The 19,515-nt window shown below is 62.7% G+C and carries 18 protein-coding genes; 10 read left to right on the top strand and 8 right to left on the bottom strand.

Annotated features, from left to right (window positions below):
* Positions 1-26: 26 nt before the first annotated feature.
* Positions 27-1,214, top strand: a complete 1,188-nt coding sequence (locus BLT98_RS13925) for a tetratricopeptide repeat protein (protein WP_070281843.1) — start codon at positions 27-29, stop codon at positions 1,212-1,214.
* A gap of 6 nt (positions 1,215-1,220) precedes the next feature.
* Here BLT98_RS13925 and hemW read toward each other — a convergent pair whose 3' ends face one another.
* The 3 genes from hemW to rph all read right to left on the bottom strand — a co-directional run bounded on the left by hemW (position 1,221) and on the right by rph (position 3,943).
* Complete coding sequence (gene hemW, locus BLT98_RS13920) at positions 1,221-2,495, bottom strand: radical SAM family heme chaperone HemW (RefSeq protein ID WP_092608545.1); 1,275 nt, start codon at positions 2,493-2,495, stop codon at positions 1,221-1,223.
* Positions 2,492-3,076, bottom strand: coding sequence for an RdgB/HAM1 family non-canonical purine NTP pyrophosphatase (gene rdgB, locus BLT98_RS13915; RefSeq protein WP_070281283.1), 585 nt, complete (start codon positions 3,074-3,076; stop codon positions 2,492-2,494). The genes hemW and rdgB overlap by 4 nt, the downstream gene beginning before the upstream one ends.
* Positions 3,077-3,214: 138 nt before the next feature.
* Entirely contained in the window at positions 3,215-3,943 is a 729-nt protein-coding gene (gene rph / locus BLT98_RS13910) for a ribonuclease PH (RefSeq protein WP_034787067.1), read from the bottom strand.
* Between the two features lie 301 nt (positions 3,944-4,244).
* On the opposite strand from rph, the gene BLT98_RS13905 reads away from it, so the two are divergent.
* The 5 genes from BLT98_RS13905 to BLT98_RS13885 all read left to right on the top strand — a co-directional run bounded on the left by BLT98_RS13905 (position 4,245) and on the right by BLT98_RS13885 (position 8,866).
* A complete protein-coding gene (locus BLT98_RS13905; protein WP_034787070.1) occupies positions 4,245-5,135 on the top strand; it encodes a YicC/YloC family endoribonuclease in 891 nt (296 codons plus the stop codon).
* A 3-nt stretch (positions 5,136-5,138) separates the two neighbouring features.
* Positions 5,139-5,462 (top strand): hypothetical protein, encoded by a 324-nt coding sequence (locus BLT98_RS13900; protein ID WP_092608542.1) that lies wholly within the window; start codon positions 5,139-5,141, stop codon positions 5,460-5,462.
* A 138-nt stretch (positions 5,463-5,600) separates the two neighbouring features.
* Positions 5,601-6,239, top strand: a complete 639-nt coding sequence (gene gmk / locus BLT98_RS13895) for a guanylate kinase (protein WP_080753685.1) — start codon at positions 5,601-5,603, stop codon at positions 6,237-6,239.
* Between the two features lie 59 nt (positions 6,240-6,298).
* Positions 6,299-6,502 carry a DNA-directed RNA polymerase subunit omega gene (gene rpoZ, locus BLT98_RS13890; protein WP_010400723.1) on the top strand — a complete coding sequence of 68 codons (204 nt, stop codon included), beginning with the start codon at positions 6,299-6,301 and terminating at the stop codon, positions 6,500-6,502.
* Between the two features lie 81 nt (positions 6,503-6,583).
* Positions 6,584-8,866: a RelA/SpoT family protein gene (locus BLT98_RS13885; RefSeq protein ID WP_092608538.1), complete on the top strand. Its 2,283-nt coding sequence runs from the start codon at positions 6,584-6,586 to the stop codon at positions 8,864-8,866.
* A gap of 22 nt (positions 8,867-8,888) precedes the next feature.
* Here the strand turns inward: BLT98_RS13885 and BLT98_RS13880 are convergent, their stop codons facing one another.
* Complete coding sequence (locus tag BLT98_RS13880; protein ID WP_092608534.1) at positions 8,889-9,572, bottom strand: transposase; 684 nt, start codon at positions 9,570-9,572, stop codon at positions 8,889-8,891.
* A gap of 70 nt (positions 9,573-9,642) precedes the next feature.
* A complete protein-coding gene (gene greB / locus BLT98_RS13875; protein ID WP_092608531.1) occupies positions 9,643-10,209 on the bottom strand; it encodes a transcription elongation factor GreB in 567 nt (188 codons plus the stop codon).
* A gap of 115 nt (positions 10,210-10,324) precedes the next feature.
* On the opposite strand from greB, the gene BLT98_RS13870 reads away from it, so the two are divergent.
* The 4 genes from BLT98_RS13870 (at position 10,325) to BLT98_RS13855 (ending at position 14,894) form a co-directional block, all read left to right on the top strand.
* Positions 10,325-10,912, top strand: a complete 588-nt coding sequence (locus BLT98_RS13870; RefSeq protein ID WP_034787082.1) for a membrane protein — start codon at positions 10,325-10,327, stop codon at positions 10,910-10,912.
* Between the two features lie 17 nt (positions 10,913-10,929).
* Positions 10,930-12,438, top strand: coding sequence for a sensor histidine kinase (locus tag BLT98_RS13865; RefSeq protein WP_225317401.1), 1,509 nt, complete (start codon positions 10,930-10,932; stop codon positions 12,436-12,438).
* A 23-nt stretch (positions 12,439-12,461) separates the two neighbouring features.
* Positions 12,462-13,109 carry a response regulator gene (locus tag BLT98_RS13860; RefSeq protein WP_034753998.1) on the top strand — a complete coding sequence of 216 codons (648 nt, stop codon included), beginning with the start codon at positions 12,462-12,464 and terminating at the stop codon, positions 13,107-13,109.
* 201 nt (positions 13,110-13,310) lie between these two features.
* Positions 13,311-14,894, top strand: a complete 1,584-nt coding sequence (locus BLT98_RS13855; RefSeq protein WP_092608528.1) for a GGDEF domain-containing protein — start codon at positions 13,311-13,313, stop codon at positions 14,892-14,894.
* A gap of 90 nt (positions 14,895-14,984) precedes the next feature.
* On the opposite strand, the gene BLT98_RS13850 is transcribed toward BLT98_RS13855, so the two are convergent.
* Genes BLT98_RS13850 through BLT98_RS13840 form a run of 3 tightly spaced genes read right to left on the bottom strand, consistent with a single transcriptional unit; the run spans position 14,985 to position 19,158 of the window.
* Positions 14,985-16,196: a class I SAM-dependent methyltransferase gene (locus BLT98_RS13850; protein WP_092608525.1), complete on the bottom strand. Its 1,212-nt coding sequence runs from the start codon at positions 16,194-16,196 to the stop codon at positions 14,985-14,987.
* Positions 16,193-17,134, bottom strand: a complete 942-nt coding sequence (locus BLT98_RS13845; RefSeq protein WP_046685913.1) for a UDP-glucuronic acid decarboxylase family protein — start codon at positions 17,132-17,134, stop codon at positions 16,193-16,195. Before BLT98_RS13845 ends, BLT98_RS13850 begins: the two co-directional genes overlap by 4 nt.
* On the bottom strand, positions 17,131-19,158 hold the full coding sequence (locus BLT98_RS13840) for an O-linked N-acetylglucosamine transferase, SPINDLY family protein (protein ID WP_170846375.1): 2,028 nt from the start codon (positions 19,156-19,158) through the stop codon (positions 17,131-17,133). Before BLT98_RS13840 ends, BLT98_RS13845 begins: the two co-directional genes overlap by 4 nt.
* Positions 19,159-19,515: the final 357 nt, after the last annotated feature.

The following is a 19,515-nucleotide window of genomic DNA, read 5'->3' as shown; positions in this document are numbered from 1 at the left end:
TGACATCGTTCTGCGGGAGCACGAACATGAAATGTATCCGCCGCGTCAGCGCACAACTGCGCCTGGGCCTCCTGTCCCCCTTGCTGCTGTGTGCTGCCCTTGCCGGCTGCGCCACAGCACCCGCCACCCCGCCTCCGCCCGACCTTTTCAACGATGCCAGCTTTGCCGCGCCGGCCGTGCCGGTCGACCCGCGGCAGGCGTTTGCCATGAGCGACGCCATGCGGCAGTATGTGCGCGTCGATATCGCGCGCGAGGGGCGCAGCAAGAATCCCCGCCGCGCGCTGGCCGATGCCCTGCGCAACAGGGCCGGGCTGCAGCTTGAATATGATGCCGCCATGACGCGCACGGCGGCACAGGCCTTCGATGCGCGCAGCGGCAATTGCCTGTCGCTGGTGCTGATGACGGCCGCGCTGGCCAAGGAAATGGGACTCAATGTGCACTACCAGCTGGTTCTGGGAGAAGAGAGCTGGAGCCGCAGCGGCGGCATGTATTTCGTCGCCGGCCACGTCAACCTCGCGCTGGAGCGCCGTGCCGCCGGCAATACCGTCGGCTACGAGGCCGACGCCATCATGCTCATCGACTTCCTGCCTGGCGAAGACCTTGCCGGCCAGCGCACGCTGCAAATCAGCGAGGCGACCATCCTGGCCATGTACCTCAACAATCGCGCCGCCGAAACCATGGCCAGCGGCGAGCTCGATCAAGCCTACTGGTATGCGCGCGCCGCCATCCTGCAAGACCCCACGTTTGCGGGCGCCTTCAATACGCTGGGCATCATCCAGCTGCGCCACGGCGACATCGAGCCGGCGCGGCGCACGCTCGCCTACGCACTGGAACGCTCGCCATCGAATACCGTGCTGCTGTCGAACCTGGCGCAGGCACTCGACGGCCTGGGGCGCGCGAACGAAGCGCAGCTGCTACGGCGCAAATTGCTGGCCCTGCAGCCGGAACCTCCGTTCCACTTCTTCAACCTGGGCCAGCGCGCCATGGAAATGGCCGACTACCAGGAAGCGGCGCGCCTGTTCAAGCGCGAGATCGCGCGCGATCCCTACTACCATGAATTCCACTTCTGGCTGGCGCAGGCATATGCGCGCATGGGACAACTCTCGCAGGCGGGCAGGCAGCTGGAACTGGCGATGGACAACAGCACCACGCGCAGCGAGCACGGGCTGTACGCGGCCAAGCTGCAGCGCCTGCGCGCCGCCACCGCGCATTAGGCCGCGTCAGTCTTCCAGGAACATCTGCTGCAGATCGTTCAGGAAGCACAACCCCAGTTCCGTCGGGCGGATGACCTGGTGGTCGCGGTACAGCAAGCCTTTCGCTTCGGCCGCGTTCAGCGGCTGCTCGATGGCGTTGATGGCCAGGCCCGTGCGCTCGGCGAACAGGTTCGGTGTAAAGCCCTGCGTCAGGCGCAGGGTATTGAGCATGAACTCGAAGCCCATTTCCTCGCGCGCCAGCTCGCGCTCTTCCTGCACCGGCTTACCGGCCAGTACCGCGTCCATGTAGGCGCGCGGCTGCTTGTAGCGGGCCTGGCGCAGCACGCGGTGCGGGAACGATATCTTCGAGTGGGCGCCCGCGCCGATGCCCAGGTAGTCGCCGAATTCCCAGTAATTGCGGTTGTGCTTGGCCTGGCGGCCCGGCTGCGCATAGGCCGACACTTCGTAGCGGCCGTAACCGGCCTGCGCGGCGCGCGCGGCCACCATGTCGGCAATGTCGGCGCTCTCGTCGTCGTCCGGCAGCACGGGCGGATACTTGGCGAACAGGGTGTTGGGTTCGAGCGTCAGGTGGTACAGCGACAAGTGCGGCGGCGCGAACGACAGCGCCGTTTCCAGGTCCTGCTGCGCCTCGGCCAGGGTTTGCGTGGGCAGCGCGTACATCAGGTCGAGATTGAAATTGTCGAAATTGGCGTGCGCGATGTCCACCGCGCGGCGCGCTTCATTGTCATCGTGGATGCGGCCCAGCGCCTGCAAATGGCGGCCATTGAAGCTCTGGATGCCGATCGACAGGCGGTTGATGCCGCTGGCCCGATAGGACTTGAATTTTTCCGCTTCAAAGGTACCCGGATTGGCTTCCATGGTGATTTCGCAATCGGGCTCCAATGGCAGCAAGGTGCGCACGTCCGACATCAGCCGGTCCAGGCCCGCCGCCGACATCAGGCTGGGCGTGCCGCCGCCGATGAAGATGGTGTGGATCTTGCGGCCCCAGATCAGCGGCAGCGCCATTTCCAGGTCCAGCCGCAGGGCCGCCAGGTATTCCCCTTCCGGCAAGTCGCCGCGCACCTCGTGCGAATTGAAATCGCAGTACGGGCATTTTTTCACGCACCACGGGAAATGGATGTACAGCGACAGCGGCGGCAGGGCCGTCAGGTTCAGCGCGCCCGGCTGCAGGTATTTCAGGGCCGCTCCCGCCGCGCCGGAAATGCCTTCCTGCGGCGCGGGCGAGGCTCCGGGTTTCGCTGCGGATTTGGCAACGGCGCCCACCAGTTTGATCGGGATCATCGCAGTTTTTCCACCAGCGCGCGCAGGGCCTGGCCACGGTGCGACAGCGCGTTCTTTTCATCGGACGTCAATTCGGCCGCGCACTTGCCCAGCGCGGGGAGGAAGAAATGCGGATCGTAGCCGAAGCCGCCGTTGCCGCGCGGCGTAGCAATCATCTCGCCATTCCAGCGGCCGTCGGCGATCACCGGCTGCGGGTCGTCCGCATGGCGCACATACACCAGCACGCAGTAGTAGTACGCGGACTTGTCGGCATGCGCTTCCAGGTCGGCGATCAGCTTGGCGCTGTTGGCCGCATCCGATTTCGGCTCGCCCGCATAGCGGGCCGAATACACGCCCGGCGCGCCACCGAGCGCATTGACGCACACGCCCGAATCGTCGGCCAGGGCCGGCAAGCCCGTCAGGCGCGACGCGTGGCGCGCCTTTTGCAGGGCGTTTTCAACGAAGGTGTGGAATGGTTCGTCGCTTTCCGGCACGGCGTACTCGCCCTGGGCGTGGACGGAAAAACCGATGGTCGAGAGCAGCTCGTTGAATTCCTTGAGCTTGCCGGCGTTGTTGGAGGCGAGGATGAGGCGTTGGGTCATGTCAGTAGTCCGGTTGAAGTGCCGACATTGTAAACCTTTTGCGCTCCCCTCACCCTGGCCTGCCGCTGCCGCAAAAAGCGGCAGCCGTGGGCTTTTTGCCCGGCGCGGCGGGCCAGCGGATGTAAATCTATGTAAAGATCAGATCCCCAATGCCTGCTTCTGCAGGGCGATCAGGTCGGCGATGCCGCCCTGCGCCAGGTCCAGCAGGCGGTTCATGCCGGCGCGGTCAAACGCGGCGCCTTCGGCCGTGCCCTGCACTTCGATGAAGTGGCCCGCTTCCGTCATGACCACGTTCATGTCCGTGTCGCAGCCCGAGTCTTCCACGTAGTCCAGGTCCAGCACCGGCATGCCCTGGTAGACGCCGACCGAGATGGCGGCCACAAAGCTTTTCACGGGAATGGCGGCAATCGCGCCGCGTGCCTGCAACTGGGAAAACGCGTCATACGCGGCCACCATGGCGCCCGTGATCGAGGCCGTGCGGGTGCCGCCATCGGCCTGGATGACGTCGCAATCGAGGTGCAGGGTGCGTTCGCCGAACGCCTGCAAATCGAAGGCGGCGCGCAGCGAGCGGCCGATCAGGCGCTGGATTTCCTGCGTGCGGCCGGACTGCTTGCCGCGCGCCGCTTCGCGGTCCATGCGCGTGTGCGTCGAGCGTGGCAGCATGCCGTACTCGGCCGTCAACCAGCCCTGGCCCTTGCCTTTCAGGAAACCCGGCACCTTGTCTTCGATGCTGGCGGTGCAGATGACCTTGGTGTCGCCGCACTCGATCAGCACCGAGCCTTCGGCATGCTTGGTGTACTGGCGGGTGATGCGGATGGCGCGCAGCGCGTCGACGGCGCGGCCGCTCGGGCGGGATTCAAATGTCATGGGATGTCCTGTGTGATTGGGGTTGCGGCAGCGATTTTACCACCGCGCGCCCGTCTATTTGCAGTCATGCAACAGCGCAAGACGCAATGGCAGGCGGCGCACACATGATCCCTACAATCCTGCCCCGCCAAACACAATTTTCTTTACAATGCCGTAAAACGCACACTATTCAGCAATTTTCAGGCCATCGTGCTCTTCGGTCCTGTTTTGCGGCGCGGGCGGTATTGCCTGCGCTGGCTGATTAAGTGTATAAGTGACTGTATACAAGATCAAATCGGGGAATCCTTTGAGCATTTCAAGCATGACAGGCTACGCGGTTGCCACCAGCGAAGGTGCTGCAGGCACACTGACAATTGAAATCAAGAGCGTCAACTCGCGCTTTCTCGACCTGCAATTCCGGATCAACGACGATCTGCGGGCCCTGGAGCCAGACTTGCGCGCCGCTGTCATGTCCGCCATCACGCGCGGCAAAGTCGAGGTACGCCTGAGCTTTGGCCGCAAGGCCGCGACGGCAGGCACGCAGGCCCTGAACCTGCCCCTGCTGGCCGAACTGGCGCGCCTGCAAAACGAAGTAGGCCAGCATTTTGTCTCCGCCCCCGTCATGACGGTGGCCGAACTGTTGCGCTGGCCTGGCATCATCGAAGAAGCGCAAGTGGGGCAGGAATCCTTGCAGGCGGACGTGGGTGCGCTGACCAAGCGCACCGTGGCGGCCTTCGTCGACAGCCGCAAGCGCGAAGGCGCGGCGCTCGAAGCGGTGCTGGTGTCGCGCATCGAAGCGATGGAAGCCATCGTCAAGCGCATCACGCCATTGATACCGCAAGTGGTGGCGGCCTTCCAGCAAAAAGCCATCGAACGCATGCAGGATGCGCTGGGCCTGGCCAGCCAGGGCTCGAATTCGGCCCTGTCGCGCCAGGACGCCATGGAACGCATCCGCCAGGAAGTCATCCTGTACGGCATCCGCATCGACGTGTCGGAAGAACTGGCACGCCTGTCGGCGCACCTGGGCGAAACGCGCCACATCCTCACCAAGGGCGGGCAAGTAGGCAAGCGCCTCGACTTCATGATGCAGGAACTCAATCGCGAAGCCAATACGCTGGGCGCCAAGGCGTCCGTCAAGGAGCTGGCCGACGCCTCGATGGACTTGAAGCTGCTGATCGAGCAGATGCGCGAACAAGTGCAGAACCTGGAGTAAGCCATGGCCACGCCACGCACAGGGACATTCGCCGCCTTGCTGGCGCTGCTGGCGGCCGGAGCGCAGGCGCAAACGGCGCAGTTGCCGTCGCCATATGCGATCGAAAGCTGCACGGCCGGCTGTTTTGCCCTCAAGGAGCGCGGCGCATCCATCTACACGGGCGCCGATGCCGCCTCCTACCGCATCTGCTCGCGCAGCAGCCTGGGCGCGGAAGTGTCGGTCGACAGCACGGTCGTGCGCATCAGCAACCGCGACTGTACAGATGTGAATGGCCGGGCCATCGTCCTGAACACGGGCGAAATCACGCTGGGACGGCTGCCACGCTGAAACGCCCCGGCCAGCTTGATTTTTTACCATGTCGCCAGCGGGGGCTGGCTCGCCGCCTTGCCTCTTGGTAAAATACCGGATTGGGCGGCGCCCGTGCAAGCGCAAACGCCGCCATCACACGCATATGGAAAGATCCGCATGAGCCACCCTACCGCCTTCTCCGGCAGCCTGTTCGTGGTCGCCGCGCCATCGGGCGCCGGCAAATCGACACTGGTCAATGCATTGCTGGCGCAAGAGCCCGGCATCAAATTGTCGATCTCGACCACCACGCGCGCGCCCCGTCCGGGCGAGCAGCACGGCCGCGAGTACTATTTCACGACGGCGGAAGACTTTGTCGCGCGTGCCGACCAGGGCGAATTCCTGGAATGGGCGGAAGTCCATGGCAATTACTACGGCACCTCGCGCATCATGGTGGAACAGCAAATGGCCGCCGGCACCGACATCCTGCTGGAAATCGACTGGCAAGGCGCGCGCCAGGTGCGCAAGCAATTCCCCCGCGCGGCCGGCATTTTCATCCTGCCGCCATCGATCGATGCGCTGGAAGAACGCTTGAACAAGCGCGGCCAGGACGAGCCGCACGTGATCACGCGCCGCCTGCTGGCGGCTGGCGGCGAAATCGCACACGCTCCCGAGTTCGAGTATGTTATTATCAATGAAGAGTTTACGGTCGCTTTGTCCGAACTGAGCGCGATCGTGAGAGCGGCCCGTTGCCGGTTTGCGCAACAAGCGGCCCGCAACGCATCGCTATTCGCCCAGCTGGGCCTGCACGCAGAGTAATTAGTCTGCACGCCAGTTCACACAGCGCCCCGCACCACGCATAAAATTTAGGAGTTACTATGGCCCGTATCACAATCGAAGATTGCCTGAAGCAGATCCCTAACCGTTTTCAGCTGACCCTGGCTGCGACTTATCGCGCACGTCAGTTGTTGCAAGGCCACACCCCAAAGGTGGAAGCCAAGGACAAGCCTACCGTTGTCGCACTGCGTGAAATCGCTGCCGGTAAAGTCGGCATCGAAATGCTGAAAAAGGTCCCGATGTAGTGGGAAGCCGCGTGCCGGAACAGTGCTGACCCCTGGTTCTACCGTATCCTTTATTCACACTGTGAAGCAACGCGACGTTTTATGAGTCTGACCCCAGCCGACACGACTTCCGCAGCACTGCCGTCCCTGGCCTCGCGCCAGGCGGCAAAATCGCAGGGCGCTTCCGCGCCCGGCACCGGCACGTCCGGCAGCAACACCCCCGCTGCACCGCCAGCGCCCGCCTTGGGCGTGGCCTCCGTCAGCCACCTGGCCGACAAGCTGGCCGAATACCTTCCCCCTGCCGACCTGAAAAAAGTCAAGGAAGCCTACCGCTTCTCCGACGAAATGCACCTGGGCCAGATGCGTCGCTCGGGCGAGCCGTATATCTCGCATCCGATCGCCGTCGCCGAAATCTGCGCCGACTGGAAGCTCGACGCGCAAGCCATCATGGCCGCCCTGCTGCATGACGTGATGGAAGACCAGGACGTCAAGAAGGATGAATTGATCGAGCGCTTCGGCGCACCCGTGGCGCACCTGGTCGACGGCCTGTCGAAGCTGGAAAAGATCGAATTCCAGAGCCAGATCGAAGCGCAGGCGGAAAACTTCCGCAAGATGCTGCTGGCCATGGCGTCCGACGTGCGCGTGATCCTCATCAAGCTGGCCGACCGCCTGCACAATATGCGCACGCTGGATTTCATGACGGCGGCAAAAAAGCGCCGCATCGCCAGCGAGACCATGGAAGTGTACGTGCCGATCGCGCATCGCCTCGGCCTGAACAATATCTACCACGAGCTGCAGGACCTGTCGTTCTCGCACCTGTACCCGATGCGCTACCGCACCTTGGCGAAAGCCGTCAAGGCGGCGCGCGGCAACCGGCGCGAAGTGGTCAACAAGATCATGGAAGCGGTGAAAAGCACCTTGTCCATGGCCGAGCTCGAAGCCGACGTCACGGGCCGCGAAAAGACCCTGTACGACATCTATAAGAAGATGCGCAGCAAGCATTTGTCGTTCTCGCAAGTGCTGGACGTATACGGCTTCCGCGTGGTGGTCGGCAGCTTTGCCGACTGTTACGTGACCCTGGGCACCCTGCACAGCCTGTACAAGCCCATGCCGGGCAAGTTCAAGGATTACATCGCGATCCGCAAGCTGAACGGCTACCAGTCGCTGCACACGACCGTCATCGGCCCCTACGGCACGCCCGTCGAATTCCAGATCCGCACCCAGGAAATGCACCGCACGGCCGAATCCGGCGTAGCGGCGCATTGGCTGTACAAGAGCGGCGAATCGAACCCGTCCGATCTGCAGCAGCGCACCCATGCGTGGCTGCAATCCTTGCTCGACATCCAGCAGCAGACGGGCGACTCGGCCGAATTCCTCGAACACGTCAAGGTCGACCTGTTCCCCGATTCCGTCTACGTATTTACGCCGAAGTCGAAGATCATCGCCCTGCCGCGCGGCGCCACGGCCATCGACTTCGCCTACTCGATCCATACGGGCATCGGCGACCAGACCGTGGCCGTCAAGATCAACAACGAAACCTCGCCCCTGCGCACCGAGCTGCACAATGGCGACATTGTCGAGATCATCACCGATTCCTCGTCGCGCCCCAGCCCGACCTGGCTGTCATTCGTGCGTACAGGCAAGGCCCGTTCGGCCATCCGCCACCATTTGCGCACGATCAACCTGCCTGAATCGATCGCCCTGGGTCAGCAATTGCTGTCGCAGGCGCTGCACACCCTGAACATCGACGCCGACCTGCCGGCGCCATTGATCGAACGCCTGCTCAACGAATCGAGCGCCAATTCCATGGACGAGCTGTACGCGGACATCGGCATCGGCAAGCGCATGGCCACCCTGGTGGCGCGCCATATCTTCGGCCTGATCGGCGGCGAAGCTGCCAGCATGCCGGTGGAACACAATAGCGGCAGCGAACTCGACCCCGTCACCATCTGCGGCAGCGAAGGCGTTTCGGTACAGCTGGCGCCATGCTGCCTGCCGATCCCGGGCGACCAGATCATCGGCCAGCTGCGCCGCGACCAGGGGCTGCTGGTACACACCAGCGACTGCTCGCAAGCGAAGCGCCAGCGCGCCAAGGAACCGGACCGCTGGATCGCCGTGCGCTGGGGAACCGAACTGAACCGTCGCTTCGACTGCCGCATCAAGGTGCTGATCAACAGCGAACGGGGCATCCTCGCCCGCGTGGCCGCAGAAATCGGCGAGTCCGACGCCAACATCATCTATGTCGGCATGGACGAAGACAAGGACAACGTCCTCGACCAGCTGCGCTTCACCGTGCAAGTCAAGGACAGGGTCCACCTGGCCGCCCTGCTGCGCAATGTGCGCCGCGTCGCCGGGGTCAATAGGATATTGCGCGAGCGCAACTGATTCTCGCAGCAAAAAGCTGGGGTCAGACCCGCCGGGTCTGACCCCGGGTCTCCGCTGCGGGCTGCCGACTCATTTCCGCAACTCGCCGTAAAAATACCTGATCCCCTACCGCAAATTCAGCATTGACTGCTTCTCGCAATTGTCCGATGCAACACTCGCCTAACTCATCCTGAAATAACGATTGGTATGTTTTCTGCCGCTCAAATGCATCACTTCCAAGCATCAAATACAAGGAATGCGGGGACAGCAGATCATCATGCATGCCCTGCGCATTACTCCGATAGCTGGACCAGCAATATTGCCCAGGCAATGCCACGATACCGGCCCTGACGGGATTGAGCTCGATATAACGCTGGCAAATCAATAAATAACGCTCACCCTGCACCAGGCAAGATTTGTAGCGACCTTCCCACAAGCTGCCAGTGCGACCATGACGCCAGTTGAAATACTGCCCATAACGCTGATTCAGCATTTTCATCAGCAACGACAGGGAGGCTGTGCTTTGCGTGGAAAGCAAGAGATGCACATGATTACTCATGATCACATAAGCATGCAGATGGCATGGCGCAAGGGCCAAACAACTGCGCAGATACTCAAGATAACGCTGCTTATCCTGCCCATCAAGAAAGCATGCCTGGCGATTCACTCCACGCTGTACCACATGCAGCGGAACACCGGGCAAGACGAGCCGAAGGCGGCGGGACATGGCAACTCCTGATACCAGCTAGATATCCATTGTGCCTGCGCGCGCCTTACCCGTCCTGCGTCAACGCAAACTACCCCTCCCCCGGCGCCGGATACGTCACTTCCAGCAACTCCAGTTCCTGCTCGCCCAGCGGCGTGGTGAGGGTGATCACGTCGCCTTCGCGCGCCTTGGTAATGGTGCGGGCCATGGGCGAGACCCAGCTGATCTTGCCGTTCAGGGGGTCGAATTCATCGATGCCGACGATGGTGATCGTGTGCGTTTCGCCGTCGCTGGTGCGGTAAGTTACCGTGGCGCCGAAAAACACCTGGTCGTTGCCATGGTGCACGCTGGGGTCGACGATGGCGGCCAGGTCCATGCGCTTGGTCAGGAAGCGGATGCGGCGGTCGATTTCGCGCAGGCGCCGCTTGCCGTAGATATAGTCGCCATTTTCCGAACGGTCGCCATTCGACGCCGCCCAATGGACGATGCGCACGACTTCAGGACGGTCGACGTCGATCAGCTGCAGCAGCTCATCCTTGATGCGCTGGTAACCGGCCGGCGTGATGTAGTTCTTGGCACCGGCGGGAATGGCCAGCGCCAGCGCGGCCGCTTCTTCATCGTCGTCGTTGTCGGATTCTTTTACAAAGGCTTTATTCATCTGCCTATTGTAGCCCCGCCAGAGACCCGCAGGCACACGGGATGCGGGGGCAGACGGGCTTTTTTGACGTATCATCGTGGCAATCGCGGCAAACCTGCGCCGCACACGGAGACGGATGAAAAAATTCTACAGAGTCAGGCGCTGGCTGTTCGCGCCGCTGGTCTACCTGGCCGCCATCTTCCTGCTGATCGAGGAATGGCTGTGGGCGACGGGCGCGCGCATCATGCAGGTGGTGGCGCAATTTCCGCCCCTGCATGCACTGGAAGCGTGGATCAGGCGCCTGCCGCCGTACTGGGCGCTGGCCATCTTCGTGCTGCCGGCCGTACTGCTGTTTCCCGTCAAGCTGCTGGCCCTGCTGGCGATCGCGCGCGGCCATGCATTTTCCGGCATCGGCGTGATCGTCATCGCCAAGCTGGGCGGCGCGGCCGCCGTGGCCCGCCTGTACAGCCTGACGCGCCCCACTTTGCTGACCTTGCCGTGGTTTGCGCGCTGGCATGGCCTGTTCATGGAAACCAAGGACCGCTGGATCGCCCGCCTGCGCGCCACGCGTCCATGGCGCAGGATCAGCCGCCTGTCGGCCGCGCTGGGCCGCGCCCGCCGTGCTTGGTGGCAACGCTTGCGCAAGGGCACGCCAGGCCGGCATAATTCCCGCCCAGCCAGAGTGCTGCGCCGCTTCGCCGCCTTCTGGCGCGCCCGCCGCTGATGAAGAAAGACGACTCCATGCACGACACTCTCCAGCTGGCCCCCGCCATGCGCGCGGCGGCGCCGGAAATCTACCTGTACGACTCTGCCAGCTTGCAATTGCTCGATGCCAACGACGCCGCCTGCGACAACTTGCAGTACACGCGCCAGGAATTGCTGGCGATGACGCCGTTCACGCTGGCGCCGCAGCTGGACGCGCAGCACTTGGCCGCCGTGCTGGCGGCCCTGGACGACAGCATCGGCGCGCAAGCCCGGCTGCATGTACAGCAGCGCCGCCGCGATGGCAGCCTGTACTCGCTCAGCCTGCAACTGTCGCGCGCCAGCCGCCAGGGGCGCGCCCTGCTGCTGGCCGAGGGCGAAGACTTGCACACGCCGCAGGCGACGGCGGCCGCCCTGGCGCAGGTGCAGTCGCGCTTCAACGCCATCGTCTCGAATACGCCTGGCCTCGTGTACCAGTTCTGCCTGCATGCGGATGGACGGGCATCCTTTGCCTACCTGAGCGACGGCTGCCAGGCCCTGTTGGGCCTGGGGCCGGCACAGCTGCACGCGCGTCCGGAACTGTTCTATCAATTGATCCTGGCCGACGACCGCGCCTCGTATCTGGAATCGATGCAGGCCTCAAAAAACGCCTTGTGGAGCTGGAACTGGGAAGGCCGCATCTGGATCGATGCCTGGAAAGACGTCAAATGGATCAACCTGCGCTCCACGCCGCGCGCGCTGGCCGACGGCACGGTGCAGTGGGAAGGCATCATGACGAATATCACGGAAAGCCGGCTGGAACAGATCGAGGTGCGCCAGTCGCGCGCCCGCCTGGCCGAACTGACTGCGCACATCGACAAGGTCAAGGAACACGAACGCACGCGCCTGGCGCGCGAACTGCACGATGACCTGGGCGGCAATTTGACGGCGATCAAGATGGCGCTGGCCATGCTGGCACGCCGCCTGCCGCCGGACGACCCGCTGCTGCAGGAAAAGGCCGACTATGTCGATGCCCTGGTCGACCGCAGCATCGACGCCGTGCACCGCATTTCGCTGGACTTGCGCCCCTCCATGCTGGACCTGGGCCTGGTCGCCGCGCTGGATTGGCAAGTGAAGGAATTCGCGCGCCAGGCCGGCATCGAATGCCAGTTCATGTCGAACCGCCAGCACATCGAACTGGAGCTGGATCAGGCGACCAGCCTGTTCCGCATCGCCCAGGAGGCGCTGACGAATATCGCCAAGCATGCGCAGGCGAGCAAGGTCAGCGTGCGCCTGGCCAGGCAGCGCCAGCATCTGCGCCTGACCATCGCCGACAACGGCGTCGGCATGCGCCTGTCCGATCGCGCCAAGCCGCAATCGTTCGGCATCCGCGGCATGGCCGAACGCGCCAGCGCGCTGGGCGGCACCCTGAGCCTGATGGACGGGCCGGACGGCGGCACCATCCTGAGCATAAAAATCCGGCTGACCACGCCGCGAGAGGCGATAATAGCGGCTGCAGCCAGTGCGCCCGCGCACAGCGGGCCGCCACCAGAAGCGGCCAGTGGGTGAATTAGATAGGAAACAACGCAGTCATGAAAGAAAAAGCCACCATCCGGGTATTCATCGCCGACGATCACGCGATCGTGCGCGAGGGCTTGAAACAAATCCTCGCCGATACGAAGGACATCATCGTGGCCGGCGAGGCCGAAAATGGCCACGACGCCATCAAACTGTTCCGCGGCTCGAAATGCCAGGTGTTGCTGCTCGACATCTCACTGCCCGACCGCAGCGGCATCGAGGTGCTCAAGCAGATCAAGAAGGAAAAGCCGGAACTGGCCGTGCTGATGCTTTCCATGCACCGCGAGGACCAGTACGCCATCCGTTCGCTCAAGGCGGGCGCGGCCGGCTACCTGACGAAACAGAGCGCGCCGCGCGAACTGGTCACGGCCATCCGCCAGGTGGCGCAGGGCTTGAAATACATCAGCGCCTCGCTGGCGCAGGAGCTGGCCAACACGGTGGGCGAAGACCACGAAACGGCCTTGCACGACACCCTGTCGGACCGCGAATACCAGACCCTGGTCATGATCGCCTCTGGCAAGGCCGTGGGCGCCATCGCCGAAGAACTGAAATTGTCCGTGAAAACCGTCAGCGAATACCGCGCCCGCCTGCTGGTCAAGATGAAGCTCAAGAACAGTGCCGAACTGACACATTACGCCATCCGCAACCAGCTGGTGGATTGACGGCAAAGCGGCATGCATGCTGGCATCGGGCGAATTGACAGGACTTCTCCTTGCTTCTCGCACAATAAGTTCTTTGCCAACTCGCATATCATGAGGATAATGAGAAATATCTAAAAAGGCTGTGCCTACATGTCCAGTAAATTGCCATCTTCACCAGCAAGCGCTCCCGCTGGCGCCACGAGTACTGCCGCCGCTGCGGCGATGAACCCGGCCGATATCGCCCGCGAAGCGTTTCGCCGCCTGGCCACGCGCCGCATCGCCCCCACGCCGAGCGCCTACCGCGATATCTACAATGAAATCGCCGGCATCAGCGAACCGGCGGAGACGCCCGGCGCGCCCGCCGCCGTGCTGGCCGCCAGCGCCAATGTAGAAAAAGGCGCGGAAAGCGGCGCGGAAAACGTCCTGACGCAGTTTGCCGCCAAGATGAGCGAATCGGCGGGCGAACTGGGCGACTTTGGCCGGCGCTTCCAGCGCGCCCTGAAAGCGCGCGACTGGGACAGCTATGCGCGCACCCTGGCACAACTGGCGGAAAAACAGGTCAAGAAAGGCGGCGGCATCGAATTGCCGCCCCTGCCGGACGGCGAACAAACGCGCACCCTGCGCGAATTGCTCAGCCGCACCCTGGGCTTTGCCGTCGCCACCTTGCTGACGGGCACGCCCGCGCTGGTGGAAGAGGCCGAATCGCTGGGCGCGGCCATCAAGCTGGCCCACACGGAAGAAGCGCTGAACGAAGCGGCCCTGCGCCTGAAACAGCTGTGCTACCAGATCGAATTGAAAAGCGGCGACACGGCCGAACAGCAGGAATTGCTGCTGCGCCTGTTCAAGTTGCTGCTCGATAACGTCAGCCAGTTGCTCGACGACGACAGCTGGCTGCGCGGCCAGGTCGATGCCGTGCAAAACCTGATCGCCGGCCCGCTCGACCAGCGCGCGCTGGAAGACGCAACGCGCAGCCTGAAGGAAGTCATCTACAAGCAAGGCCAGCTCAAGCACAGCCTGTCCGACGTCAAGCTGACGGTCAAGAACATGATGATGACCTTCATCGACCGCCTGGGGCAAGTGGCGGCCAGCACGGGAGACTTCCATGAAAAGATCGGCGGCTATTCGGAAAAGATCAGCCAGGCGGAAAATATCAGCGAACTGAACAGCGTTCTCGACGAAGTCTTGCGCGAAACGCGCATGGTGCAGAACGAAGCCTTGCGCGCACGCGACAAGATGGTGCTGGCGCGCCAGGAAGTGCAGGATGCGGAACAGCGCATCCACACGCTGGAAGCGAAGCTCCAGCATATGAGCGAACTGGTGCGGGAAGACCAGCTGACGGGCAGCCTGAACCGCCGTGGCCTGGACGACGTGTTCGAGCGCGAGACGGCCCGCTCCGACCGCCGCGGCACGCCGCTGTGCATCGCCATGCTGGACCTGGACGATTTCAAGCGCCTGAACGATACCTATGGCCACCTGGCTGGCGATGCGGCGCTGAAACACCTGGTGAAGATCGTCAAGGAAACGCTGCGCTCGATGGACGTCATCGCCCGCTTCGGCGGCGAGGAATTCCTCATCCTGCTGCCGGAAACGACGGTCGAGGCGGCGTCATCGACGATGACGCGCCTGCAGCGCGAGCTGACCCGGCATTTCTTCCTGCACGACAACGAAAAGGTCTTGATCACCTTTTCCGCCGGCGTGGCCCTGCGCCTGCCCAACGAAGACCAGGCCGAGCTGGTCAAGCGCGCCGACCGCGCCATGTACCAGGCCAAGCAGACGGGCAAGAATCGGGTGGTGGTGGCGGACTGAGCCACTTCAAACGGTACGCGCCAATAGAAATGCCGCTCATCGAGCGGCATTTCTGCATTCCGGCGCCAGTTGGGCACCTGGCGGGGAGCATCAGCGGTAAGGATGCTCGTCGGCAAAGAAATCGATCAAGCCACCCTCGTGCTCGATCAGGATGGACTTGGCGATAAGGCCCTCGCGCGCCATTTCCGCCGCGATATCGCGCGCGCGCCATTGCGTGGGGATGATGACCACGTCGACGGGCGCTGTTTTCAGCACGTCGCGGTAGACGATTTCCTGGCCCAGGCCCGGCACGAAGGTGCCGGCCTTGTCGGGATCGGAATCGACCACCAGCGGGAAGCGCTGCGCATCGGCGCCGAACTGATGCATGAAGGCGGCGGCCTTGCCCGTACCGCCCCAGATGGCCACGCGCTGGCCGCCCGTGGCCAGGGTGTCAAGCTGGGCGGCAATGGTCTTGCGGCTGCGCTGGGCGGCAACGGCAAACGCATTGCTGTGGCGCGCCTGGTCGCGCAGCGCCTTCGGAATCTGCAGGCGCACCAGCGCATACACGACTTCGCCGTCATAGCCATGCGCCAGTTGCACCACCTCGCCTGCGCGCTGCATCAGGGTACGGAACGATTCCGTCGTGAAGTGCGACATGTGCTCATAAAAGAAATCGGCCAGGCGGCCCGTGGCGAAGACCCGGTCGATGCACGGCACTTCGGCAAACAGCCAGATTGGTTTGTCGGAGCGAGAAGCGGCCCACGCCATCTGCTCGACCAGCGAAGCGGGGTCGGTCAGGTGTTCCAGCACATGGCGGATCACCAGCGCATCGGGCGCGAATTCGGGCACGTCCTGCAGCGGCTGGAAATAGCGCGCGTGAAACTCCACGCCACGGCCCGTTTCCGGCGTGGCGTTCGGATCAAAGCCGATGAACCGCCCCTGCTCGCTGCGCGCGTCGGCCAGCGCGCGCACGAAATGGCCTTCGCCGCAACCGATGTCGATCACCGTGGGCGAAGCCGGCAACTGGGCCAGCAGCACGTCGCGCGTGTCGGCCAGGTGGCCTTTCCAGATGCCGCCCTTGTTGAACATGCGGTTGGGATTGTTTTGATAGGGAATGGCGTCATAGGAAAACGCGCGGTTCCATACGTGGGAGCACTGCGGGCACTGCACGAAATCGTGCGGCTGCACGGCCATTGCCTGCGCTTCGGCCGCACTGGCCGGCCAGCCCAGGGTGGCCAGTGCTTGCTGGCCGCCGTCGAAAAACGCTGCCGCCACCGTGTGGGCACAGACCGGGCACACTGCCGGGAGCAATTGCTGTTTCATGCGAAGATCACTTTCTTGAAATAGGCAATAGTTTCTTTCAAACCATCATGCAGGCTCACCGTCGGCTCCCATTCCAGGGCGGCGCGCGCCTTGGCGATGTCGGGCTGACGGCGCACGGGATCGTCGGCCGGCAAGGGACGGAAGACCAGTTCGCTTTTCGACTCCGTCAGGCGCAGCACCAGCTCGGCCAGTTCGCGGATGGTGAATTCGGCGGGATTGCCCAGGTTCATGGGACCGATTTCCTGCGTCTGGTTCATCATGCGCACCATGCCTTCGATCAAGTCGTCGACATAGCAGAACGAGCGCGTCTGCTGGCCATCGCCGTACAGGGTGATCGGATCGCCGCGCAGCGCCTGCACGATGAAGTTGCTGACCACGCGGCCATCGTTCGGATGCATGCGCGGGCCATAGGTGTTAAAGATGCGCACGACGCGGATATCCACGGCCGACTGGCGGTGATAATCGAAGAACAGGGTTTCGGCGCAGCGCTTGCCCTCATCGTAGCAGGCGCGCGGGCCGATCGGATTCACGTGGCCCCAGTAATCCTCGCGTTGCGGATGCACTTGCGGGTCGCCATACACTTCCGAGGTGGACGCCTGCAGGATGCGCGCGCGCTTGCGCTTGGCCAGGCCCAGCATGTTGATGGCGCCCAGCACCGAGGTCTTGGTGGTCGAGGTGGGGTCATTCTGGTAATGCACGGGGCTGGCCGGGCACGCCAGGTTATAGATGCGGTCCACTTCCACGTACAGCGGCAGCCAGACGTCGTGGCGCAGCAGCTCGAAGCGCTTGTGGCCCAGCAGGTGGCGGATATTGTCCTTGCTGCCCGTGTAGAAATTATCCACACACAACACATCGTGGCCATCGGCGATCATGCGGTCGCACAGGTGCGAGCCGAGGAAGCCGGCGCCGCCGGTAATCAGGGTGGTACGGGCCATCATTGTTCTCCTGCGTTGTCAATCACAGCCATCCGCGCCTGCCACATGCCCCACATGGCGTCTTCGAAATGGCGCGCAAAACGGGGCGCATCGTACAGGGGCGAGGCCAGTACCTGGGCACGCAAGCCGGCGCGCAGGGCCGCCAGCTGCGCCAGGTCTCCGGCTTTCCGGGCCGCGATGGCCACATATTCCTCGTCGTCCGCGGCGACCCAGTCCGGCAAGCCCGCATTGTGCAGTACCGATTCCCCTAAATGCGACAGGAAACTTTTACCGCAGCGCGTGACGATGGGCAAGCCCATCCATAGTGCTTCCATGCTGGTCGTGCCTCCCGGATACGGGAAGGGATCGAGCACGATATCGGCTTGCTGGTAGGCGGCCAGCAGTTCGTCGCGCGGCAAGGCGCCCTCCAGGCGCAGGCGGTCGGCGCCAATGCCACAACTGGAAAACCGGGCAATAGTACGGCTGCGTACGGCGGCGTCACCCAATTGCAGCGCTCTCAGAAACAGTTGGGAACCGGGCACGGCATGCAAGATCCTGGCCCACACGGCCACCACGCCATCATTCATCTTGTTCAGTTTATTGAAGCAGGCAAACGTGACAAAGCCGTTTTCCAGGGCGGGCAAGGGGCTGACGGAAATATCAAAGTCTGGCGGAGTGAAGCACAAATAGCTGTCCGGCATATGCCACAGCGTTTCCGTGAAAGCGCCGCTCTCTTCCAGCGGCGCGACAAAGCGGTCGCCCAGCAGATAATCCATCTGCTGCACGCCCGTGGTGGCGAAATAGCCGAGCCAGGTGGTCTGCACGGGAGCGGGCCGCCAGGCAAACAGCGGCAACCGGTTATCGGCCGTATGGCCAGACAGGTCGAGCAAGACATGCACGCCATCGGCTTCGATCATTTTCGCGGCCTCCTCGTCTGTCTTGTTGACAATGGGACGCCAGGCGGAAAAATGCGGAGCGATGCGGTCCGTCAAGTCATCCACCTTGATCACGGTCGGATAGGCAATCAGTTCGACTCGCCGCGTGTTCAGCGATGCCAGCATGCTTTCCAGGAAATATCCGACCGGATGCTTGCGCAGGTCGCCCGAGACGATGCCGATGCGCAAGCGCACGGCATCGCGCCGGCAAGACCAGCTTTCGAAAGGCTTGCTGGCACTGGACGCCACCGCTTTGCCGTACCGCCTGGCTTCGGCCAGGTGGCGACCTGTGGCGCTCGTGGCGCTGTAACTTTGCAACATCAGCAAGTTACTATGGGCACTGAAAAACTCGGGCATCATAGTGATCGCCCGGCGATAGCTGAGCTCCGCCGGGCCGAGCCGCCCCAATTCCTGCAGAACCAGCCCCATATTGTTCTGCACTTCCACATCGCGCGGCAATAGCCGGATAGCCTTTTGTATACACGGCAACGCGGAGCGGAGCTGCCCCTGCATCAACAAGGCCAGTCCCAGCATCTTCCAGGCCACGCCGTCATTCGCCTTGCGGCGCGTCAGCGCGCGCGCCTCACGTTCCAGCTCAGCATAGCGTTGCTGATCGAATAGCACATTCATGTGGGCATTCGGCTGTTGATCGGACTCGGACGGGGTGCTTGCCGGCGTCGGTTGCATGGCTGCCCCATCGGGTATGCCATTCATACCCAAAAGCAATGCCTGTTGCAAGCGGTCCGCGTCCAGGCTATCGAGCCCGTGCTTGCGCCCCAGCGCCAGCATTTGCTGTGCCGTTTCATGCTGGCCAGACAGGATCAACGCTTCAATATAGTCGAGCCAGCTCGTGGATTGATCAGGTTGCGCCGCGAGTACGACAGCAAAGCAAGGCACGGCAGCGGCAGCGTCGCCAACCCGCATCCACAACAAGCCAAGTTGTCGATTAGCAAATGGCTCCTGCGGCGCCAGTTCGAGGACCGCCAGGAACAGTTGTGCGGCAATGTCCAGCTCGTTGTCACGCAAATGCTGCTGCGCCATGTCCAGCGCCGCATTGATGGCCTGTGTTACCTCTTGCGACAGCGGCGCGGCGGCGGAGCTGTTTGCGTCCATATCAGTCGTTATCATAAAAGCTCGAAGTTAGGCCAGATCGCGCTGCCACGACAGCCACGGCAGGCGGAATGTGCGATTTGGTAACAATATTACCAGCTACGCCTTGCGCCAAGACGAGGAGTATGAGGGGAAAGGGGGGGCTTATAGATGCTTTGCAGAATGATGATGAAGGCCCTCATCACTCCTGTGCACGTAAAGCAGCCGCCCCACATACTGAAAATAAAAAATTTTCCACCCTCAAGTTTTTCCCACACCTGTCGTCTAGCGTGCCGCGGCACGGAAAAATGAGGGTAAAAAAATAAAATAAAGAATGTTTTTCCCTATCAACTTTTTCAGGCAGCCACCGATAAACATTAC

Origin of the sequence: Janthinobacterium sp. YR213, assembly GCF_900099875.1 — a bacterium.
In the GTDB taxonomy this organism is placed as follows: domain Bacteria; phylum Pseudomonadota; class Gammaproteobacteria; order Burkholderiales; family Burkholderiaceae_D; genus Janthinobacterium; species Janthinobacterium lividum.
The sequence above is the reverse complement of the archived record's forward strand: the minus strand, read 5'-3'. Positions and strand labels throughout refer to the sequence as shown.

Bases quoted from the DNA above. Each gene is read 5' to 3' on its own strand.
- rpoZ (WP_010400723.1), top strand. From the start codon at position 6,299: ATGGCCCGTATCACAATCGAAGATTGCCTGAAGCAGATCCCTAACCGT.
- BLT98_RS13855 (WP_092608528.1), top strand. From the start codon at position 13,311: ATGAACCCGGCCGATATCGCCCGCGAAGCGTTTCGCCGCCTGGCCACG.
- BLT98_RS13905 (WP_034787070.1), top strand. From the start codon at position 4,245: ATGACAGGCTACGCGGTTGCCACCAGCGAAGGTGCTGCAGGCACACTG.
- rdgB (WP_070281283.1), bottom strand. From the start codon at position 3,076: ATGACCCAACGCCTCATCCTCGCCTCCAACAACGCCGGCAAGCTCAAG.
- BLT98_RS13865 (WP_225317401.1), top strand. From the start codon at position 10,930: ATGCACGACACTCTCCAGCTGGCCCCCGCCATGCGCGCGGCGGCGCCG.
- BLT98_RS13845 (WP_046685913.1), bottom strand. From the start codon at position 17,134: ATGATGGCCCGTACCACCCTGATTACCGGCGGCGCCGGCTTCCTCGGC.
- BLT98_RS13860 (WP_034753998.1), top strand. From the start codon at position 12,462: ATGAAAGAAAAAGCCACCATCCGGGTATTCATCGCCGACGATCACGCG.
- rph (WP_034787067.1), bottom strand. From the start codon at position 3,943: ATGACATTTGAATCCCGCCCGAGCGGCCGCGCCGTCGACGCGCTGCGC.
- BLT98_RS13870 (WP_034787082.1), top strand. From the start codon at position 10,325: ATGAAAAAATTCTACAGAGTCAGGCGCTGGCTGTTCGCGCCGCTGGTC.
- BLT98_RS13840 (WP_170846375.1), bottom strand. From the start codon at position 19,158: ATGGACGCAAACAGCTCCGCCGCCGCGCCGCTGTCGCAAGAGGTAACA.
- BLT98_RS13885 (WP_092608538.1), top strand. From the start codon at position 6,584: ATGAGTCTGACCCCAGCCGACACGACTTCCGCAGCACTGCCGTCCCTG.
- BLT98_RS13850 (WP_092608525.1), bottom strand. From the start codon at position 16,196: ATGAAACAGCAATTGCTCCCGGCAGTGTGCCCGGTCTGTGCCCACACG.
- BLT98_RS13900 (WP_092608542.1), top strand. From the start codon at position 5,139: ATGGCCACGCCACGCACAGGGACATTCGCCGCCTTGCTGGCGCTGCTG.
- gmk (WP_080753685.1), top strand. From the start codon at position 5,601: ATGAGCCACCCTACCGCCTTCTCCGGCAGCCTGTTCGTGGTCGCCGCG.
- greB (WP_092608531.1), bottom strand. From the start codon at position 10,209: ATGAATAAAGCCTTTGTAAAAGAATCCGACAACGACGACGATGAAGAA.
- BLT98_RS13925 (WP_070281843.1), top strand. From the start codon at position 27: ATGAAATGTATCCGCCGCGTCAGCGCACAACTGCGCCTGGGCCTCCTG.
- BLT98_RS13880 (WP_092608534.1), bottom strand. From the start codon at position 9,572: ATGTCCCGCCGCCTTCGGCTCGTCTTGCCCGGTGTTCCGCTGCATGTG.
- hemW (WP_092608545.1), bottom strand. From the start codon at position 2,495: ATGATCCCGATCAAACTGGTGGGCGCCGTTGCCAAATCCGCAGCGAAA.